This window comes from Micromonospora sp. NPDC047793 (assembly GCF_040642635.1).
GTDB lineage: Bacteria > Actinomycetota > Actinomycetes > Mycobacteriales > Micromonosporaceae > Micromonospora.
This window is the reverse complement of record NZ_JBEYSG010000009.1, coordinates 105,690-125,863: the sequence shown is the minus strand read 5'-3', so window position 1 is coordinate 125,863 and position 20,174 is coordinate 105,690. Positions and strand designations below refer to the sequence as shown.

The window sequence follows — 20,174 nt, the reverse complement described above, 5'->3', positions numbered from 1 at the left end:
GTTCGTCGGCGAAGGTCCGACCTGCCCATCGTCACCCGGTGGGTGTCCCGCCGACCCGGGGCGGATGTCCCGGGTCGGCGGGATCGTGGCCCGTCCGGTCAGCCCAACCGGATCGCCCGACTGGCCGCACGGGTCATGTCGACCGTCGCGGTCACGTCCGGCAGCCCTTCGGCGTGCGCTCCGGCGTGCACCCGTCCCGACCAGTGGCCGTACCGGGCGGCGAGCTGGTTGGCCCGCAGCTCGGCGGCCCCGAACAGGCACGCGCTGAGCGGGTCACGGGGGGCACCGCTCGTCGCCTGCGGGCAGCCGGCACCGTACTGGCCCTGGTTGGCCAGGGGGTTGAACCCGGACCGGTCGCCGCCGCACGGGTCCCATCCGTCGACCTGCGTGCAGCCGTCGTAGTTCGCCAGCGCCTGCGCCATCGCGTTGTGCAGGTGCCGGTTGGCGGACTGGTCGGCGTCGCTGCGGGGCCGGGCCCAGTCGGCCGGCAGACCGTGGCTGCCGAAGAGCAGACCGCGCAGGCCGTCGTCGGACTCCAGGGCAGTGCCCCAACCCAGCTCGGTGTACGCCTGGAGCAGCCGCAGCGCGTTGGAGACCTTCTTGCCCTGCTGCCACAGCGCCTTCGCCGAGTCCCAGGTGCCGGGGTCCGGCGCGGCGGTGCCGGAGCCGGCCAGCATCACCCGGTAGAAGTACTTCTGCCGGCCGGCGAGCATGCTGGCGGCCTTGGCCCGGGCGGTCGCCGTCTGGGCGTCGACCGTCGGGATCGCGGCGGACTCGAAGGCCGTCCGATAGGTGGTGTTCCACCGCTCGTCGAGGAACTTGCGCTCGTCGTAGCAGTAGCCGTCGGGAATCTCCGAGCGGACGCTCCAGGAGCAGTAGACACCGATCGGGAAGACCCGGGTGGCGCTGCGGACCTGCTGCCAGTCGCCGCCGGCCCACTTCACCCGGGACCGCACGGTGATCTGCAGGTCCCCGCTGGTGGTGTGGAAGCGGGGTCCCTCGTTCTCCACCACGTTGACGAACTGCGCCTCGTAGCAGCTCGTGAAGGAGGGACGGTGGGCCGGCGGCAGGCCGTGGGCGGCCAACTGGAACGGGTTAGGCAGGGTGTTGTGCCGCAGCGTGGCCGGCACCGCCCGGGTGCCCAGAGTCCCGGCGCAGGGGGCGATCGAGCCGGTCTCGCTGATCCGGTTGGCGGCGGCGATCTGCTGGTCCGGGCTGCCCCACATGTCGTACTCGGGGATCGCGTCGCTGCCGTTCCAGAGCACCGCGCGGCGGACGTTGTCGGCCTGGTCCCGCCAGCCGTTCATGGCGGTGCGGTAGTCGTCGACCAGCGCGGTGAACAGCGGGTTGGTGGCTCCGTCGTCGGTCGGCTTGCTGAACTGCCGGACCCGTTGGTTGATCTCGTCACCGGCCAGGGCCACCGCCTCGGCCCGCCCGGTGTCGATCCGCCTGGCGTACTGCGGGTTCTGCAGTTGCAGGATGTTGTAGGTGCGGGCGGCGGTCTTCCAGGCGGCGGCGTTGGCCACCGGTCCGGTGGTCCAGGCGCCGCCGACCCGCTGACCGGCCCACTGGGTCAGGTAGTTGATCGAGCCTTCGGGCAGGTAGAGGTCGAGCTGCGAGACCGGGTCGGTGGTGTTGGTCCCGGCCGGAACGGTGAAGGTGCCCTCGGCGGCGGCGCGCAGCGTGGCGAACTCGAACGTCGGCGACTCGGCCTTCGGGAAGTACGTGTTGATGTAGTCCGGGATCGGTTCCCCGGTGATCTCCTTGTGGTGCACGTAGGTGGTGATGACCGTGTTCAGCGGGTCACGGGCGATGTTCTGCAACGCCACGTGGGTGGCGAGGGCCATCGCGTCGACCTTGCGTTCGATGGTCTGCAACTGGGTGGCGATCCGGCCGAGGTTGGCGTGGACCTGGTCCAGCGACCGGGTCAGCGCGTCGAGCTGGGCGACCAGGTTGGCGTACATCTCGCCGAGCGCCGCCTCGATCCGGTCGAAGCGCCGGTCCATGCCCTGGGCCAGGCGGTTGATCTGGTCCCGGAGCTTGCCGATCTCGGCCTGCACGGCGGCGTTCGGGTCGCCGCCGCCGGCGAACAGACCGATCAGGCTCACCGCCGCGCCGAGCAGGTTACCGGTGAGCACCGCGGTGCCCATGGCGACGGCGGCGGTGCTCAGCCCCTGGCCGAGCACGGTGGTCATGTAGGTGTTGATAGCGGTGACCGAGGTGACGATCGCCTTGCCGATCGTCTCCAACTGCTTGCCGAACTTCTTGTCGTGGAAACCCATCACGGTGGAGAGCACGCTGACCGTGGAGCCGAGCCCCTCGAAGATCGTCTTGTTCTCGGCGGTCTTGCGCTTCTCCTCGTCGATGACCGCCGCGGTCGGCTTCGGGTCGCCGTTGAGCGGGTAGGTCGCCGCCCTGGCCACCACCTCGTCGGCCCGGGCCCGTCCGCCCGCGTCCAGCACGGCCAGCGCCGCGTAGGCACGGTCCTGCACCAGCGCGCGGAAGGCGGCCGGGTCGTCGCGCTCGTCCCGGATGGCGGTCAGCGGCACGTAGTGGCCGAGCGTGCCGGCGTTGCCGTCCGGACGCGGTTCGTGGATGCGGGTGGCCAGCAACGTGTCCACCGGGGTGCGGACCGCCGTCTTGGTGCGGCCGGTGAACGCGGCGTCCCACCCGACGGTCAGCGGGTCGTCCACCTTCGCCCGTCGGTGCAGCTCCATCCAGGTCTCGCGGACGACGTCGCGGGACTTCGCGTTCCACGCGGCGTCCTGGTAGCCGCCCCGGACCAGGTTCAGCATGTCCGGTACGACGTTGGCGCCCTCGGCGCCGACGGTGCTGTCCAGGAAGGTCCGCACCGTCGGGCCGGTGAGCACCGCGCCGCTGCTCGGGGTGTCCCCCAGCCGCGCGAGCAGGGCCATCGCCAGGGCGAAGCGGGACCGCTCCTCACCGCTGCCGTCGGGCGCCACCGTGGCGACGGCCGCGCGGGTGCCGTTGGCGTGTGCCGCCACCTGGGCGGCGTCGGCGTTCGGGTTCGCCGTACGCCAGTCCAGCAGTTCGGCGGTGAGCAGGGCGTCGGTGAGCCCGGCGGCACCGTTGTCGTGGAGCTGCACCACGGCAGCGAAGAGCGCACCGTGCACGGTGTGCTCGTCGAACGGCACCTGCTCGACCGCCCGCGCCGGAGTCTGGTGCATGGTCACGGTCAGCACCGCCGCGATCCCGACGGCACACCACCGTCCGAGGGTGCCCCGGCGGCCCGTGGGCCTGCCGTGTCGGCCGGGCGGTCTGCCCGACCCCTTCGCCGCTGTCGTCACCACGTGTTCCTCCCAAGACCGGGACCGGACGGGCCGGGCCGCATCGAACCTGACCGTTCCGAGGCTGGTGGGCGGGACGTCCCGGAGGGCAGGGACGACCGCCCGGCGTCCAGGGACATCTGTACCGGCGGGGTGCCGGGTCATGCGCGAGACCTGCGGCGGTGGTGCTGCGGTAGGCCGCTGGTCGAATGCGGCTCACTCCGCAGTGGGAGTCGAATCTCGCGCCTGAGCACGATGCACACCGACCAGGACACATTGATGCTATTTCCATGTCTCGCACTCTTCGGACACTCAAGGTGGTGGCCACCAGCCTCACGCTGGTCGCCACGATCGCTGTCGTACCCGCCTCCGCCGTGGCGCAGCCCGGCGCGTCCGCCGGAAAGCTGGACCGCACCGGGCTGCGCGCCGCGCTCGCGGCCGTGCCCGAGGCCGGTGTGCCCGGCGCGCTGGCCGCCGTGCGCGACGGCCGACACGACTGGCAGGGAGCCGCCGGCCAGGCGTTCCTGACCAAGCCACGACCGATGCAGCCGCAGATGCGTCACCGCATCGGCAGCATCACCAAGACGTTCGTCGCCACCACCGTGCTCCAGCTCGTCGACGAGGGCCGACTGGGTCTGGACGACCCGATCGGGCAGCGGCTGCCCGACGTCGTACCGGGCGAGACCGGCGCCCAGGTCACCGTCCGGATGCTGCTGAACCACACCAGCGGCATCGGCAACTACACCAACGCGATGATCGACTCGTACGCGGCGATCAACCGGATGCAGGTCACCACGTACGCTCCGGCCGAGCTGGTCGCCATGGGTCTGGCCATGCCGCCGACCAATGCCCCGGGCGCGGGATTCAGCTACTCGAACACCAACTACGTCCTGGCCGGAATGCTGATCGAAGCGGTCACCGGCAGCAGTACGGCGACCGAGGTGCAGCGGCGGATCCTCCGACCGCTGAAGCTGACCGGCACGTCCTTCCCGGGCACCGATCCGACGATCCGCGGTCCGCACGGTGGCGCCTACTTCGCCCCCTTCGGCGCTCGCGACGTGAGCGAGTTCAACATGAGCTGGGCCGGCGCGGCAGGTGAGATGATCTCCACCACGGCGGACCTGAACACCTTCTTCCGGGCGCTGCTCCGTGGTGACCTGCTCCGTCCGGCCACCCTCGACCAGATGCTCACCCGAGTGCCGATGGTGCCGGGAATGCCCGAGGCCGGTGGCTACGGTCTGGGCATCTATTCGCTCTCCACCCCGTGCGGCGAGGTCTGGGGTCACGACGGCGCGGTCATCGGTCACCTGACGTACTCACTGCACAGCCGGGACGGTGTGCGCCAGGCGTCCTCCGGGATCAACCTCAGCCACTACCAGATCGGGCTGCCCGACGCGCATCCGGTCGACATCGCCTGGCAGACGTTCGTGCTCACCGCGATCTGCCCGACCGGCGGCGTGAGCAGCCGTTCGGCGCAGGCGGTGCCGCAACTGCCCAGCGTGACCCGGATGCCGGGCACCGACGCGGTGGTGGCGGTGCCCTGACCCGTCCGGACATCGACGGTTCACGGGTGATCCGATGATCGCCCGTGAACCGGTTTGGTCCGTCGGCGATCGGGAAGATCTTCTGTATGTCTATCTGGAGCAGGTTCACCCAGCGGCGTAGGCGGAAGATCGAAGAGCAGCGCGACGCGGCCGTGGCCAGGGCCATGGCCCGTGGGGCGACCCCGGAGGAGTCGGCGGCCGCCGGAGACCGCGCGGCGCGCGGTGACACCGCCGCGACCGTGTTCCGCATCTCCAACATCTGATCCGCACCGTGCGGCCGGGACAGCACCGTCCCGGCCGCACGTCTGTGTCCTGGCTTGATCAGGCGGACGACTCGCGCGCGGGTAGCGTGCGCGACGTGCCGTAGGTGGTGCCGGCGCGGTCGCGTTCCAGCCAGCCGGCGTCGACCAGCATCCGCCGGGCACCGGCCACGTCGTCGGTGACGGCGGAGAGCCGCCGGTTGATCTCGTCCTCGTCGCACGGGCCGTCGAGGTCGAGGAAGCGGACCAGCATCTCGGCCAGCAGTTCCCACCTCCGCGACAGGGTCGGCGGAAAGGCGGTCAGCCGGCCGTGTACGAAGACGCTCCGCAGCTCCGGATAGACCACGAGCAGACGGCTGATCGGCTGCTGACGGTCCAGGTCGGCGGCGGTCTCCCGCAGGGCGTCGAGCCGGGCCCGGTAGACGCCGGTGCCGGTGACCACGCCGATCGCGTGGAGCCGGGCGAGCGCCGCTCCGGCCTTCGGTACGGGGATGTCCAGCGCCTGGGCCAACTGGGTGGCCGTGAGCCCGTCGTCGCCCCGGCGGGCGAGTTCGGCCAACGCCTGGAGGCGCTCGGGAGTGGCGAGCGCGGTGAGGATCTCCGCGGCGTGCGCGGCTTCGGCGGACATCCGATCATTCTGCCAGCGCCCTCACCTCGACCCGGACGGCGCGGAACGGGAAGGCCACCGTGGCACCGGGCGCGTGCTCATCGAACGCTGCTCTCCACGGCCGCGACCGGGGGCAACTCGGGCCGCGTCAGGTGTCGGGAGACCCGCAGATCGGAGCGGCGGACCTCGAGCACGTGCCGTTGGTCCAGTTGGTGCCAGGGCGGGGTGGGTTGGTCCCAGCCCGTCGAGGCGACCACCACCCGATCGGGTTCGACGAGGTAGTTGAGGGGGAAGAACCCGGGGCCACGACGCCGGCTGACAGCGGAGTCCGGATCGTGGTCCGCGTAGGCGAACAACGACTGTTCGGTCAGCAGTAGGCAGTTGAGGCCGCTGTACCGGGTGGCGTGACGCCGTACCTCGGCGGCGGCCGAACTGAGCGCGGTCACCGGGTCGGTGCGGCGCAGGAACTGCCTGACCAGGAGGAAGAACCGTTCGCTGTCGGTGGTACCGGCCACCGCTTCACGCATCTCCGGTTCGAGCAGATCGTCGACGGCGTCGGCCGGGGAGAAGTCACCGTTGTGGGCGAAGGCGACCGTCGCGGACCGGAACGGGTGGGTGTTGGCCAGGACGAGCGGTGACCCGGGATTGGCCAGCCTGATGTGCAGCAGGGCGGCGTCGGCGGTGATCCGGCTCAGCGTGGAGGTGAATCCCTCGCTGGTACGGGCCGACGTCGGCTCCTTGTCGACGCGGAGTTCACCGTCGTGCCAGTGGGCCACGCCCCAGCCGTCGCCGTGTTCGGCCGAGAGTTCGGTGAATCCGGGTAGTTCGGTGGCGAGAAGCTCGGTCAGGCGACCGGCGGACGCGCCGACCACACCCAACAGACGGCACATGTGCATACTCCCGGGGTCAGGGTGGACGGTCAGCCACGCCGCTGCAGGACCGTGGCGAGCCACGACAGCAGCGCGTTGACCGCGACGAACATGAGGGTCATCACGAGGTAGGTCTGGATGAGGGCGTGGGTGTACTCGCCGAGCACCCGGCCTGCGTGGAGCAGTTCGAGGAAACTCACCACGTAGCCGAGCGTGCTCTCCTTGAGCAGGCGGATGAATTGCGTCACCAGCGCCGGGGCGACGCGCCGCAGGGCCTGCGGGAGCACCACCAGTCGCATGGTGGCCGCCGGGCTCAAGCCCACGCAGAGCCCGGCCTCGGTCTGTCCCCTGTCGACGGAGAGGATGCCGGCGCGGAAGATCTCGGCGAGGGCGGCCACGTTCGAGACCACGATCGGTACGACCAGTTGCCAGAAGATCGGTAGCCGTAGCCCGAAGCGAGGCGCCAGGATCAGGAAGGCGAACAGCAGCAGCAGGATCGGCACCGCGCGGAACAGTTCCACGTACGCCACCGCCGGCCACCGGATGACCCGTCGCCGGGACAGCCGGCCGAGCGCGACCAGGAATCCCAGTGGCGCGGCGATCACGGCGCTGACCCCGGCGGCCAGGAGGGTGGCTGCGAGGCCCCGGAGCAGGAAGGCCATCACGGGCCACTGCCCGAAGATCGTCCATTTGGCGGGGTCGAGCTGGCCGTGGGCGTGGAACTCGGTGATCGCAAGCCAGAACAGACCGACCAGGAGTACGGCGGTGCCGATGGTCGCCAGCCGGATCCATCGCCGGCCCCGGGGACCCGGCTGGTCGAACAGGGCCTGCTCGGACACGCTCATCGTTCGACCGCCACCTTCTTCTCCAGCAGCCCGGTGACGAAGCCGATGCTCAGGGTCAGGATGAGGTAGAGCGCCGTGCTGACCAGGAAGGTCGGGCCGGCGTCGGCGAACTCCAGGTTGATCAGGTCGGTCTCGCCGGTCAGCTCGGTGACACCGACCGCCGCGGCGAGGGAACTGCTCAGGGCGATGGCGATGAAGATGTTCCCCAGCGGCTGGACCATCGAGCGGAAGGCGCGCGGAAGGATGACGTGACGCAGACTGCGTGCCGTGGTCATGCCCAGGGCCCGGGCCGCTTCCGCCTCACCGAGCGGCACGGTCCGGATGCCGGACCGGATCGTCTCGGCGACCAGCGCGGCCCCGTACATCGCCATCGCGGTGGTGACCGTCCAGAACAGGTCGTACAGGATCCCGATCTCGGGCAGCCCGAACACGAACAGCACCAGCAGGACCAGCAGCGGCGTGTTGCGCATGAACTGCACGTAGATCGCGGCGCAGAGCCTCAGCAACGGCACCGGCACGATCCGCATGATCGCCAGCAGGGTGCCCAGGACCATCGCGCCCGCGAACGAGGCCGCCGTGAGCTCGACGGTGACCAGGAGGCCGGCTCCCAGCCGGCCGAGGTGGCTGAGCACGCCGTCGACCAGCGGGATCCCAGCCACCTCCGACACGTACGGCACGGGGACTACGCTCAGCTTCCGGCCACGGAGCCGAGGACCGGCGGGGTCGGCGGTTCGCCCTCGATCGCGGTGCCCAGGGTCAGTTTCCAGATCCGGTCCCACAGCCCGGCCTCGACGATCTTGGTCAGCCAGCCGTTGACGAACGTCTTGAACTCCGCGTCACCGGGAGGCAGACCGATCCCGTAGGGGTCCTCGGTGAACGGTTGGCCGACGACCTTGACCTCCGGGTCGCGTTGCGCGTTGCCGAGCAGGATGGCCTGGTCGAGCACGTACGCCTCCGCCCGGCCCTGGCGAAGCGCCTGGACGCACTGGTCGTTGGTCTCCAGCAGGAGCAGCTTCGCGTCCGGCACCACCTGCTTGAGGGTGTTGACCGCCGTGGAGTTGGCCTGGGTCACGACCGTCCGGCCGGCCAGGTCCGACGGCGTCGTGATGCCGGTCTCCGACTTCTTCACCAGGATCGAGGTGCCGGAGTTGAAGTACGGCCCGGCAAAGTTGATCTTCTCGGCCCGGGCCGGGGTGATGGTGTAGGTGGCCAGCACCGCGTCGACGGTGCCGTTCTGCAGCAGTAGTTCCCGGGTCTGCGCCGTCACCTGGACCAGTTCGACCGACGGCGTCCCGGTGATGTACTTGGCCAGGAGTTGAGCCAGGTAGGCGTCGAAGCCGGTCACCTTGCCGGTGGTCGGGTCCTTCAGCGAGAACAGGGCGGCGGTGGCGGTGCCCCCGACGCGCAGGGTGCCCGCCTGCTTGATGGTGGCCGCCCGGCCACCGGCCGACAGGTCGGCCGGGTCGGCGACGGGGGCGTCGGCCAGGATCTTCTCGATCGACTCGCCGCCCGCTCCCCCGTCGGCGGCGGCGGTGCCGGGCGGCGCCGGCAGGGGGGCGGAGCTGCACCCTGCGGTGACGCCGAGGGCGGTGGTCAGTGCCACGGCGGTGGCCAGGACGGCTGCCCGTCGACCGGCGAGCCGGCGTCGGCCGCGAGCGGCCAGGACGGTCGATGGTTCCACTGTGTCTCTCCTGAGGGTGTGTCCGGGGACTACTCGGGGGTGGGTGAACGCCGGCCGCTCGTGGTCGGCCGTGGGCAGGACGGCGCCGCCGACGGATATCTGGGGGCATCGTCCGATAGCGGGGGTCAGCCGAATTCGGTTGCGGACAAAGCATCGGGCCGACGCCGCCGAACGTCCAATCAAAACGTCACCGAGCATTCATAAGTGATCCTTATGATTCCACTCGTGTTGGACACGCATCAGTTGCTGATCCTGGCCGAAGTGGCGCGGTACGGCTCGTACACCGCCGCCGCCAAGGCACTCGGTTATTCCCAGCCGGCCATCAGTTATCAGATGCGGCTGCTCGAACGGGCCACCCGGGCGTCCCTGGTGATGCGGGCGGGACGAGGAATCGTGTTGACCGAGACCGGCCGCCGGCTGGCCGACCACGCCGAGATCGTGCTGACCGCCCTCGCGGCCGCCGAGTCGGAGATCAGGGCGATGAGCGAGCAGCGGGCCGACACCGTCCGGCTGGGGGCGTTCCGGAGCAGCTGCGCCACCCTGGTCCCCTCGCTGCTGGACCGGCTCGCCCGGAGCACGCCTGACGACGGCGGGGATCCCGCACCGCAGCTCGTCGTGCAGCAGGTCGAACCGCCCGAGGCCGCCCAGCTCCTGCGGTCCGGCAAGATCGAGATCGGCCTTCTGTGCGACTGGACCAACGAGGCCACCGCCGACGCGGAGCGCGGCCTTCGCCGCGTGTCCCTGATGACCGATCGCCGGTGCGTCGTGGTGCCGGCCGACCACCGGCTGGCCCGGGAGACGTCCGACGGTGACGAGGTCGACTTCGCCGACCTCGCCGACGAGCCGTGGGTCATGGAGACCGTGCGGGAGCGCTTCCTCGCCGCCTGCGCGGCGGCGCGTTTCACGCCCCGCCTGGTGGCCACCGCGGACGACCACGTCACGATCCAGAACCTCGTGACCAGCGGCGTCGGCATCACCCTCATGAACGAGCTGGCCATCTCGGCCCACCTCGACAGTCGGCTGCGCGTGCGACCGCTGGCCAACTGGCCGCACCGTCGGATCTACGCACTGGCCTCGCCGGAGGCCCTGCGCGAGGCACCGGTGGCGCACACGGTGCGCGAGTTGCGCGCGGCCGCCCGCACGATCCGGGGCCGCCTGCGGGCGACCCCGGTCCGCGCGGACCGTCCCGGACTACAGGCAGCGTAGCGCCGGGCGCTTCTGACCAGGCAGGACACACCCGTAACTCCCACTTGGCCTATAGGTTAACGGGTGCTTTGGATCACACTTGCCACCATCGCACCGTCGCCGGATCTAGCCTGTTCGCATGAGTGCAAGCAGGTGTCCCATTCGGCGCTGCTTCGTCGAATTCCGCCGGATGTGCAGCACCGTCTGAGTTCGACGGCACAGCCGTACACGGGCATTTGAAACTGCCGTCCGCGGCATCGACATCACGGCGCGCTCCTCTTTCGGCAGCGAATCCTGCATTTGTCGTGCGCGGACGAATCATTCCTCGATCGCCTCGCTGTGCCGGGCCGAACGGTCGTGCCGTCCGGCGGTGAATCGTCGCGCCGACCGCCGGATTAGAAAGGGGACCAGCGGTTGACTTCGCCACAGGACGGTTCCGGAGAGCAGTCGAGACCCGCCGCCACGCGCGGGGACATGACCGAGGCGGTACGGCGGTACGGGTCGCGGTTCGACGGCATGCAGGGACTCGAGCACATCGCGCCGGTGCCCGAGGTCGTCGTCGGGTGGCTGCTCGCGCAGGTGAAGGCGGCGGCCGGTACGCGCGGTACGCACGCCGCCTTCGGCGCGGATCTCGAACGGCGTCTCACCTCGGACTACCTGCTCACCGAGTGGCCCCGGATCCGCAGCGAGACCGGGCTGCCGCTGTCGAGCGCTGCCGATGGCGGCCCGACCCCGTGGCTACGGGTGTCGCTGCGCGACCCGGTGGAGGCGGACCCCGACATCGAACAGATGCCCGACGGGCCACCCGTCACCCTCCAGCGCTGGGCGTTCGGCGGGTGGGAGGTGGCGGAGAGCGGCAGCGCCAGCGACCTGCGGACCGTACGCCTGCCGTTCACCTACTCGCACCCGTTGCCGGCTGACAGCGACAGCGTGCTGCGGCGGGTGGCGCTGACGGTGCAGCCGACGATGACGTACAACCAGACGTCGACCTCGGCGACGGTCACCGGCGCGGTGCAGGCGTTGACGCTGTTGCGCAGTCGCGAACGCTCGTGGCCGTACCGCTACCGGATGCGGTGGCAGCTCCGCATGGGCGACGACGTGAACCGGCCGTGGACCGACCTGGAGAGTCCGCCGCCCGAGCGGTTGACGGTGTGGTTCCCGAAACACCTGGTGGAGGCGCCAAGCCCGGACGCGGAGCAGCCCCAACCGGCACCGCTGGAACTCCTCCGTACCGACCTGCCGCTCTTCGGCGTGCAGTCGGTGCTGAACGCCGACCTGATCTTCCGCGACGTCATGGCGTCGTTCCGGCCGCACCTCGCGGCGTTGTCGTCGGCGTCGAGACGGGACCTGTGGGAGTTCTTCGGCGAGTACAGCCTCCGCGCGAACATCCCGTTGGCGTGGACGGGCAGCCACCCGTCGCCGCTGTTGTTCGACGACGACGGGGCCGTGATCGGATATCTCCGGATGCGCACCGAGCTGGTCGCGCGGGAGGTCACCGGTCCGGCCACGCAGGACGCCGTGCTGGAGTCGCACGTGCTGCGGATCCTGCGGGTCGACGGTTCCGCCGAGGTCACCAACGCGGTCGGCGTCGACGGGTTCGTGAACCTCGGCATGTCGGCGACGCCGGCTGAGCCCGGTGTCGAGCCGACCGGCGGAGCCGTCCGGGGGCAGATCGGAGCGCGGCACCAGGTATCACACACGCTGGGATCGGGTGGTGGCGCGCGTACCTCGCACTCGCTGCGGGTGCGCAAGCCGCTGATCCCCCAGGGCGTCGATGTGGTCCTCGATGTCGAACTGGTCCGCGCGACCGGTGCCGCGGCCCGCCCCGAACCGGTGACGCCGCTGGGCTCCGGCGCGGCGCACCGGGCGATCCTGCGGGTACCACCTGCGGACCTGATCATCCGGCGTCCCACCACACCGCGCTACCTGCCACCCGAGATCGCGCAGCTCCGGTCGATCGGCGTCTCCACCACGCCGTTACGGGTCACCGGTGCCGAGCCGTTGTTCGCCACGGCCGAGACCTGGCTCGCCGCGCACGGCTTCCTGCCGCCCGAGGGCGAGTCGACGCTGGACCGGCTGACCGACGAGGCCACCAGGGTGCAGCGCCTGGTGAACGTCCGCAAGCTCGACGTGACCCGCTCGGGTGTGGGACTGCGCGGCGCCGTGGACGAGATGATCGAGGGTGGCTACCCGATCGTCTTCGAACTCCCGGTCCGCGGTGAGATCCAGCGTGCCGAGGTACGCGTGTCCGCCGAGCGTCGTTTCACCGACGGGCCCCAGGCAGGAGCCGTCCACTTCCTGTTCCTGCCCGACGTCCAGACGCTGAACTGGACCGGTTCGACGCTGCCCGCCAGTGAGGGGCGCAGCCGTTCGCCGTTCGGCTGGAACGGTGGTGTCGCCGGGTCCTCCAGCAACCCGGCCGGGACGACCGGGACGGATCGTCCGGTGCAGGGCTTCTCCGGCGGCGTCAACCGCTTCTCCCGGCCCGCCACCATCACCGACACCACGATCGGGTTCGGGCAGGAGTCGTACGCGCTCAACCCGACCGGCGAGGGCTCGCACGCGTTCCAGGTGCCGGTACGGATGCGCCTGGAGATCTCGTGGAGCCACGGTGACACACCTCCGCCGACCGAGGCGGACGGGATGTTCACGTTGGCGGTACCCACCTACCGCACGCTCGCCGAACCAGCGGAGATCCGCCCGTACCGGGATCCCGCCACGCGGAGTGTCACCGACCAGGATCGTGCCGGCCTGAACCCACCGGACGAGCTGATGTACCGCGACGGGGTGCTACGGCTGCCCAGCCTGGCGCACGTGGACCGGGTGGAGGGCAGCCGGGTGATCCGTGCGCTGGTCAAGGCCCTGATCGGCGCCGGACACCACGCGGTCGCCGCCGACCGGCCCACCGCCGTACTCCCCCGGATGCCCGGCGCGTACCCCGGGGACGACGTGGCGGTGCCAGAGGCACCCGCCCCGGCGGAGGCCACCGGCGACGACGCCCCGGCTGCCGAGGGCGGGACCGTCTGGCCGTGGGGCGCCCGCACGGCGCGATGGCTCGGCGAGGCGGCGAGGTCCGGGTGGGCGTGGTGGCGACGACGGACGATCGGCGATCCGCTGGACCGACCGGAGAGCATGGCGCAGGAGGTGGCCCACGCGGCACTGTCGCCCCACCATCTGACGGCCAACGCCCTGCAGGTCTTCAACAACCAGTACGTGACCGAGAACATCGGCGGGCACGGCATGGTGTCGGGCACCGACGTCTCGGTGACGGTCGAGGGCTACCTCACCGACGTGAGACTCCTGCCATCGCCCGGGATCATGGACATGGAGAGCTGGCTGCAGTCCTTCGACGGCTCGTCGCAGACGGCGGAGCAGAGCGTCGGGTACGAACTGCCGGCGACACTCACCGGCACGTACGGCAGCGTCACGCAGTTCGTACCGGCCGGGACGTACACCCATCTCCAGCGGACGGACACCCGCACGACGTTCAGCGACAACACGATGGCGTTCCGGGTCACCACGGAGAACGACGTCTCGGTGTTCCGCTTCTCGGCGACGGCCGTCTATCTCGTCACGGTCACCAAGGGCCTCCGCAACGTGGTGGCCGGGACGCTCGCCGGCCGACCGTACGTCGAGTGGCAGGTCGCGGTCGAACTGCCCGAGGCCGTGGAGTTCCTGCTCGTCGAGAACGACCTGATCAACCACCCGGAGCTGCGGCAGATCCCCGGCGTTCCGCAGGTCGACCCGGAACAGACCCTCGCGATCGCCGACCGCACGTTGCCCTCCTGGTTCGTGCACGGTCGCGGGAGGCTCGGGTTCGGCGTCGCCACCGCAGTGGTCCCCCGGGGCGCACGTCCGCAGCTACGTACCCATGTCCGCGCACTGGTCGAGGCCCAGGCACCGGGCGTGACCAGCCCCGGCAACGCCGCATACCTGCCCGGTGTCCGATCGCGGATCGCCGACCACACGTCCACCCTGGGGCTGCGGACCCTGATCAACGTCGGCCCCGAGGGCCGCGCCTCGTTCCACTTCGTACACCGGTCGTGGCTCGGCCCACGGGTCGTGGAGGTCGAGTTCCGCGCAGAGCCGGTCGAGGACGCCGCGCAGCTCGCGGCACGGCGAGGCCGGCAGACCTCGTCCAGCGCGGGCCTGGACACCATCCTGGCCCACTCCTCCGGCGAGGGCGGCTCGCTGCCGACCCCGGGTGCGAGCAAGCTGAGCGTCACCCGGGTCGTCGCCAACAGTGTGGCCTTCTCGCCGGCCGTCAAGCAGTACGGCCACCAGACGCAGCCCACCCTCTCGATCGGCGCCCAACACCAGCGTGTGCAGACCGCGACGTCCCTGCGGGAGTACCGGACCTGGGAACGGACCATCGTCACCACCCAGTTCGACCGCGTCCCCTACACACTCGGCGTGACCGTACGCTCGATGCCGTTGGAGGACGCACTCGTCGTCCGGGTGGGCCGGGCCGCGATCACCGGGCTCCTCACCACGGGCCGGCTCGTCCGGCGGGCCTGGCCGAACATGCCGACGCCGAGTGCGGTCGGCGAGTCGTCCCATGCCTTCGCGGCCCTGGTCACGTTGCGTTTCAGCCAGGCGGAGACGCCTCGCCTCCCGGCCGGCGACCACCGGCAGGTCCCGCCGCTGCTGCTCACGTCCGCCCCGACCGCCGTCGTACCGCCGCCCACCGACGCGGTCGTCATCGACCTGGAGATCCCGGCAGCGGTTCGCGACCTGGTGACCGGACCGTCCTGGCGGCTGAGCCGACCGTTCTCCGTGTACGACTTCGACGCCGTCTCGCAGCTCGCCCACGCGATCCGGACAGTCGACCCGTCCCTGGCCGACGACGACCAGCTGCACAACTCGACGTCGGCGGAGGGCATCTTCGTCCGCCTGTCCAGCCTCGTCCGCTCGGGCCGGGTCACCATGCTGGAACCCGCCGCGGTGGGCCGGTTGCTGGGCCGCGCGGGCAGACCGGGTACGTCACTGCAGTTCGCGCTCTACGCGCCCCGACCCGCGAGCTCCAGTCGCAACGTGGCCATCGACGGCATCAACGCCAACACCGACAGCTTCACCACGACCGTCACCGGGGCGACGACGCCGACGATGACCTTCGGCGACGCCCACCCGCTGACCCGGGACGTCACCAACACCGGCGGGCCGACCGTGCCGGTCCTCGGGGTCGACGCGGCACACGGTCAGGGCGTCGGCGGCTCGGCACAGCGACGCGAGATCCTCCGGTTCGGCACCCCGACGGAGTCGGCCGCCGGCCTCGGCACACCCGGACACCAGGTCGTCGCCGTCGCCGTGATCCGGGTCGACGGCCCCCACGGCACCCGGTGGGTCGTCGGCAACATCGACCTGCGCACCACGGAGGCCCCACCCGCCCCGGCACCGGCCGACGTGATCACGCCCGGCACGCCGGAAACACACTCCCCTGCCCGGGACGTCGCGCCACCGCACGCCCCGACCATCGCGGAGCAGACCCCGGCCGACCTGCCGTCCACGGCGGCCCCACCGTCCGTCGCGTCGGCGGTACGCACCGACGGCGGTCCGGCGGTGGTCGTCGCCGCCGAAGCTGTCGAGGACGACCCGCTGATGCCCGAGGAGATCACCTCCGTGGACGGGGTCTGGTTCGCCGGTGCCCCGCCGGGACCCCGCGACGAGCTGGCGCTGACCTCCCTGACGCAGGCAGTGCGGGCGGCGGAGGCAGAGCGGCACGTGGTGATCGTCAACACGCCCCGGCTACAGCCGCAGCACGCCTCCGTCGTCGCGGCGATACGTCAGGCGGTGGACCGGCTCGCCTGGTGGGACGGGCGTGGTGTGGTCGTCGCGGTGCTGCGCGCCGACGCGCTGCTGGAGGCGTGGCTCGACCGTGCGGCGGTGGTGACCGTGCGACGAGTACCGGCACCGGTCGACAAGGACCGGGTGGCGCTGGACACGGTATGGGAGCTGCGCGGCGCGGGAGGCCGGCGCGAGCTGTTCCGGGAACGACCGACCGCCGACCTGGTGACCGCAGCAGTCGAGGCGAGCCAGACGGTGGCACGCCCACCGCTGCCACGGGACCTGGCGCGGTGGCTCTCCACCGACACCTGGCCGCAGCGGCAGGCCCTTCTCGACGAGCTGGGAGAGCGGCTCGTACGCCCTGACATGCTCGACGCGCTCGAACAGACCGCGACCGCCGAGGGGCGCCCGGGAGGCGTCCTGACCTGGCTCGACCAGGTTGGCCCGTGGCAGGTGGCGGATCGGATCAGGCACGACTCGGAAGGCGTGCGCGACGAGCTCGGGCTGGTCGACTCCCGCAGCACGCGGCGCGGGATCGCCAACCGGGTGCTGGAGGAGATGTGGGCGGAGAGCCGCGCCGCCCGGGAACTCGCCGCGATGTCCGTGCTCCTGCGGCATGAGCTGGCCGCCCGTGACGACACCGCACCACCGACTGAGACGGCGACCGCCCCGGCCGTCGCGGACCCGTGGAGCCCGCATCCTCCGGTCGCCGGGCTGTCGACCCGGCAGATCTTCGCCTACCTGACGCGCGGCGAGCCGGAGTGGCAGGATCCCCGCGCCGGCCGCTTCCTGCTTCGCGCGGTGTTCGACCGCCACCTGTCGTACGACGACTACGCCGCACTGGTCCTGGCGGGCGCCACCAGCACGAGCCAACGGGTGGAAGGTGTCATCGCCACGGCGGTCGCCGTCGTCCTGGAGCTGTCCCGACGGGTCCCCGACCAGGACCACGACGAGGCGGTGCTCCGCAGCATCGACGACGTGATCACGAGCGTGCAGTGCCTGATCGACCCGACGCTGCGGGTGGAATGGGTGTCGCGGACCGACCCGGCCTGGTGGAGCGGAACGCCGCTGGCCGCCAGCCTGCACGGCGACGGCCGGCTCTCGTCCACGAGAGCCCGACTCGACCACCTGGCCGCGCTGATCGCGTCTTGCGGCTACTGACGTCGAAGAGTTCTGCCGCGAGTTCAACAATCTCGTCACGACCGAAGATCGACGCCGCGGTGGCCGCCGGTAACCTCGCAGTCCTCGGCATCCTGGTGGGCGTTGCGGCACATAGGGTCACTGCGGTGATCAGCGAACGGATAGCGAGGTTCAGAAGACGTGGACGTTAATCCGCTGAGCGACCTGATTCGGGCTCTCGCCAGGGCCGACTGGGATGCCGCCGACGCCGTGGCAGCCGACATCAGGCAACACGGCCTACCCGGCAGCCTACGGCTGATCGAGGCTGCTTTCGCGCTTGCGGTTCATCGGCACCTCGGGGCCAACGCCACCCCGACCGACATTGCCGCCTTCGTGTCGTCAGCTCGTTTCCAGTACCGGCAGGGTGCGACCCCACCCGCCCTTGAGGTGGAAGGCGTCATCCGGGCCGCTGTGGGAGAGCCGGAACTGATCGACAACCTCCCTCCCGAGACCGTGCTGGGAATCGAGATCTTCGTCCTCGGACAGATTCTCCTTGAGTCGAACCTGACCCCGATCGAGCTGGACGAGTTCGTGGCCGAGGCCGAGCAGCTCGCCGCCGAGCACCTGCCGTAAGGCAAGATCACCGACTGATCGATCCTCCTTCGGTGCGGTAGCACCCCAATGCGTAGACGGCTGACGGCTCGCGGTCCCACGCATTGATGCAGCCCAGCGTCGGTCCGTCCTGCTTGGCAGAAGTGGACTTCCCTCAGCTCTGCGAGCCGGCGGGGCTTCCGTCGGACCACAGTGACTCAAAGTGCTCCACGTACCGGTCGAACACTCCGCCGTCCTGCGCACGCCGCAGGTGCAGCGTGACAGAGTCCTGCCCGAGCCCCGCACCGATGTGGGTGGCGACGATGGCCTCGTCATCGAAGATCCACACGGACATGGCGACATGACGATCGGACAACCGGACCGGAACCCCTGCGTCGACCTTGCTGATCTCAGCTCGTGTCATCGCAATGCGCGTCGCCAGGGTGAGCGGGGTCGCTTCCAGCCGATCTCGTTCAGCCGTGACCGGACTGTCCGGATCGCCGAGCAGGAATCGCACGTCAGCCCCGGCCTTGGCCTTGGTTGCGAGGACTGCGGCACCATCGGGCACTTCCAGCCACACGAAGTAGCTGGTGTAGCCACCGAACCACAACCGGGAGTCGGCACGCGCGATCGCTTCGCGAAAGATCGACCGGGGTAGGTCGGCCCGGCGTGGATACATGCCGACCAGTTCACGGTCAGTCCCAAGCTTCGCAGCGCGCCGGATGATGTCGGGCCACAGCATGCTCACATCTTCGCTCAACACCTCGGCTGCCCGCACTCTCGAACGAGGATGCGGCACACGTCCCCGGCTCACCCACCGCTCCACGGTCTTTGCGTCTACATCGCACCGTTCAGCGAGGTCAGCAGCCGTAAATCCGGCCGCCGACATCGCTCTCCTCAGTTCATCGTTCCGCGCCACAGCAGGGGACCTTTCGAAGACGTCCCCGCATAGTCTCACGCTTGCGGTGCAACCGTCCGTGACGCACCGGCAACCTTTCGCATATGGCGGCGCTCGCCGTCAGGTTGAGGGGTAGAGGCTCGGCACCTTCCCTGCTCCCAGCACACTCGATATGCAAGGGGAACCGTGGCTCACATGGCTATATCGGTCATTTTCGGCGGGCTGGTGCCGGGTTTCCTGCTCGGGCTGTTCGCGTTTCGGGTGAAGTCGCGGTGGTGCCCGCGCTGTGGGGAGTCGACCGACGCCATGCCCCCGACCGGCGGCAGCAGATGAGCCACCGGCGTGACCACAACTCCGTACCCCTCGGGCGGCGGGTGGCCGAGCTGCGGGCGCACCGGGGCATGACCCAGCAGGCGTTCGCGGATCGGCTCGGCAAGTCGAAGAGTTGGGTCGACAAGGTCGAACGCGGCGTACGTCAACTCGACCGGTACTCGGTGATCCAGGAGATCGCCGACGCGCTGCGCCTCGATCCGGAGATGCTCCTCGGCCCCCGCCGGCCGCCACCCACGACACTATGCCTGGACGGTGTCGACGCGATCCGGGCTGCTCTGGCCTGCTACCAGCACCAGCCGGAGCGCACGGTCACGGCGCAGCAGGCCGGTCGACAGGTCGCGCACGCCTGGATGAGTTACCAGCACGGCCGGTACCCGCAACTCGTGGGAACCCTGCCCGGCCTGCTCGACGCGACCCACGGTCTTCGGAGTCTGCTGGCGTCGACCTACCGGATCACCGCCGCCGTACTGGTCAAACTCGATCACGCCGACCTCGCCTGGCTCGCCGCCGACCGGGCCGTCGCCACCGCCGCCGGTGACCCCACCCTCGCCGCCAGCGCCACCATCGGCGTCGCCCAGGCGCTACGCGCCCTCGGCCACCACCGACTCGCGCTCACCGCCGCACTCACGGCGGCGGACACCACCGACGACGACACCGTACGCGGCACCCTGTTCCTCCAGGCCGGGCTCGCCGCCGCCGGTGACGGCGACCGTCGCAACGCCCACGACCTGCTCGACCACGCCGCCGTTCTCGCTGAAGGCCCCCTCGACCACACCGACGGGTATCACACCGGCTTCGGGGCGGTCGCCGTCCAGGTGGCACGCTGCCTCGCCGCCCATCGCCTCGGCGACACCGTCGAAGCCGTCCGGCGACACGAACGCGCCCTCGCCAGCGACGACTGGCCACGACTGCCCCCCGAGCATCGCGCCGCCCATCTGGTCGACGCCGCACGCGCCCACCTCGACGTCGGCGATCCCGGCCGAGCCGGACACGTACTGCTCGACGCCGACAGCATCGCGCCCGCCGAGGTCCGCAGCCGCCCCGTCGCGCGTACCCTCCTCGCCGAGATCATCCAGCGCGGGCCCGCACCGGCCGACGTCGCGCGACTGGCCGCCGTCGTCGGCCTGACCCGACAGCCCTGACCTGCGCGGCTCGCCGCCCCCGATGTAAG

At 70.7% G+C, this 20,174-nt stretch carries 13 protein-coding genes; 6 read left to right on the top strand and 7 right to left on the bottom strand.

All coding sequences use genetic code 11. The features are described from left to right. Positions 1–98: 98 nt before the first annotated feature. On the bottom strand, positions 99–3,194 hold the full coding sequence (locus ABZ738_RS19450; protein ID WP_131054584.1) for a hypothetical protein: 3,096 nt from the start codon (positions 3,192–3,194) through the stop codon (positions 99–101). 413 nt (positions 3,195–3,607) lie between these two features. On the opposite strand from ABZ738_RS19450, the gene ABZ738_RS19445 reads away from it, so the two are divergent. After that, positions 3,608–4,831, top strand: a complete 1,224-nt coding sequence (locus tag ABZ738_RS19445; RefSeq protein ID WP_357215236.1) for a serine hydrolase domain-containing protein — start codon at positions 3,608–3,610, stop codon at positions 4,829–4,831. 86 nt (positions 4,832–4,917) lie between these two features. Next, the gene (locus tag ABZ738_RS19440; protein ID WP_161595041.1) at positions 4,918–5,094 is read left to right on the top strand and encodes a hypothetical protein; all 177 of its coding nucleotides are present in this window, start codon (positions 4,918–4,920) and stop codon (positions 5,092–5,094) included. Between the two features lie 58 nt (positions 5,095–5,152). Here the strand turns inward: ABZ738_RS19440 and ABZ738_RS19435 are convergent, their stop codons facing one another. From ABZ738_RS19435 to ABZ738_RS19415, 5 genes are all read right to left on the bottom strand, one after another. Beyond that, positions 5,153–5,719, bottom strand: a complete 567-nt coding sequence (locus ABZ738_RS19435) for a DUF2087 domain-containing protein (protein ID WP_357214965.1) — start codon at positions 5,717–5,719, stop codon at positions 5,153–5,155. A gap of 77 nt (positions 5,720–5,796) precedes the next feature. Further along, on the bottom strand, positions 5,797–6,588 hold the full coding sequence (locus ABZ738_RS19430; RefSeq protein ID WP_357214962.1) for a class II glutamine amidotransferase: 792 nt from the start codon (positions 6,586–6,588) through the stop codon (positions 5,797–5,799). 29 nt (positions 6,589–6,617) lie between these two features. Further along, positions 6,618–7,412 carry an amino acid ABC transporter permease gene (locus ABZ738_RS19425; protein WP_357214959.1) on the bottom strand — a complete coding sequence of 265 codons (795 nt, stop codon included), beginning with the start codon at positions 7,410–7,412 and terminating at the stop codon, positions 6,618–6,620. Beyond that, positions 7,409–8,089, bottom strand: coding sequence for an amino acid ABC transporter permease (locus ABZ738_RS19420; RefSeq protein WP_357214956.1), 681 nt, complete (start codon positions 8,087–8,089; stop codon positions 7,409–7,411). Before ABZ738_RS19420 ends, ABZ738_RS19425 begins: the two co-directional genes overlap by 4 nt. A gap of 11 nt (positions 8,090–8,100) precedes the next feature. Next, the gene (locus ABZ738_RS19415; RefSeq protein WP_217705993.1) at positions 8,101–9,093 is read right to left on the bottom strand and encodes a glutamate ABC transporter substrate-binding protein; all 993 of its coding nucleotides are present in this window, start codon (positions 9,091–9,093) and stop codon (positions 8,101–8,103) included. Between the two features lie 225 nt (positions 9,094–9,318). On the opposite strand from ABZ738_RS19415, the gene ABZ738_RS19410 reads away from it, so the two are divergent. The 3 genes from ABZ738_RS19410 (at position 9,319) to ABZ738_RS19400 (ending at position 17,814) form a co-directional block, all read left to right on the top strand. Further along, the gene (locus ABZ738_RS19410; RefSeq protein ID WP_161595054.1) at positions 9,319–10,299 is read left to right on the top strand and encodes a LysR family transcriptional regulator; all 981 of its coding nucleotides are present in this window, start codon (positions 9,319–9,321) and stop codon (positions 10,297–10,299) included. Between the two features lie 453 nt (positions 10,300–10,752). Beyond that, positions 10,753–17,223 (top strand): hypothetical protein, encoded by a 6,471-nt coding sequence (locus tag ABZ738_RS19405; RefSeq protein WP_357214952.1) that lies wholly within the window; start codon positions 10,753–10,755, stop codon positions 17,221–17,223. Positions 17,224–17,382: 159 nt separating this feature from the next. Then, positions 17,383–17,814 carry a hypothetical protein gene (locus ABZ738_RS19400; protein WP_357214949.1) on the top strand — a complete coding sequence of 144 codons (432 nt, stop codon included), beginning with the start codon at positions 17,383–17,385 and terminating at the stop codon, positions 17,812–17,814. Positions 17,815–17,947: 133 nt separating this feature from the next. Here ABZ738_RS19400 and ABZ738_RS19395 read toward each other — a convergent pair whose 3' ends face one another. Further along, positions 17,948–18,514 carry an XRE family transcriptional regulator gene (locus tag ABZ738_RS19395; protein WP_357214946.1) on the bottom strand — a complete coding sequence of 189 codons (567 nt, stop codon included), beginning with the start codon at positions 18,512–18,514 and terminating at the stop codon, positions 17,948–17,950. A gap of 428 nt (positions 18,515–18,942) precedes the next feature. Here ABZ738_RS19395 and ABZ738_RS19390 point away from each other — a divergent pair, with 428 nt between their 5' ends. After that, positions 18,943–20,145: a helix-turn-helix domain-containing protein gene (locus tag ABZ738_RS19390; protein ID WP_357214943.1), complete on the top strand. Its 1,203-nt coding sequence runs from the start codon at positions 18,943–18,945 to the stop codon at positions 20,143–20,145. Positions 20,146–20,174 lie beyond the last annotated feature (29 nt).

Excerpts from the sequence above, each read along its gene's own strand:
- ABZ738_RS19440 (WP_161595041.1), top strand. The coding sequence starts at position 4,918 with ATGTCTATCTGGAGCAGGTTCACCCAGCGGCGTAGGCGGAAGATCGAA.
- ABZ738_RS19435 (WP_357214965.1), bottom strand. The coding sequence starts at position 5,719 with ATGTCCGCCGAAGCCGCGCACGCCGCGGAGATCCTCACCGCGCTCGCC.
- ABZ738_RS19430 (WP_357214962.1), bottom strand. The coding sequence starts at position 6,588 with ATGTGCCGTCTGTTGGGTGTGGTCGGCGCGTCCGCCGGTCGCCTGACC.
- ABZ738_RS19425 (WP_357214959.1), bottom strand. The coding sequence starts at position 7,412 with ATGAGCGTGTCCGAGCAGGCCCTGTTCGACCAGCCGGGTCCCCGGGGC.
- ABZ738_RS19405 (WP_357214952.1), top strand. The coding sequence starts at position 10,753 with ATGACCGAGGCGGTACGGCGGTACGGGTCGCGGTTCGACGGCATGCAG.
- ABZ738_RS19395 (WP_357214946.1), bottom strand. The coding sequence starts at position 18,514 with ATGCTGTGGCCCGACATCATCCGGCGCGCTGCGAAGCTTGGGACTGAC.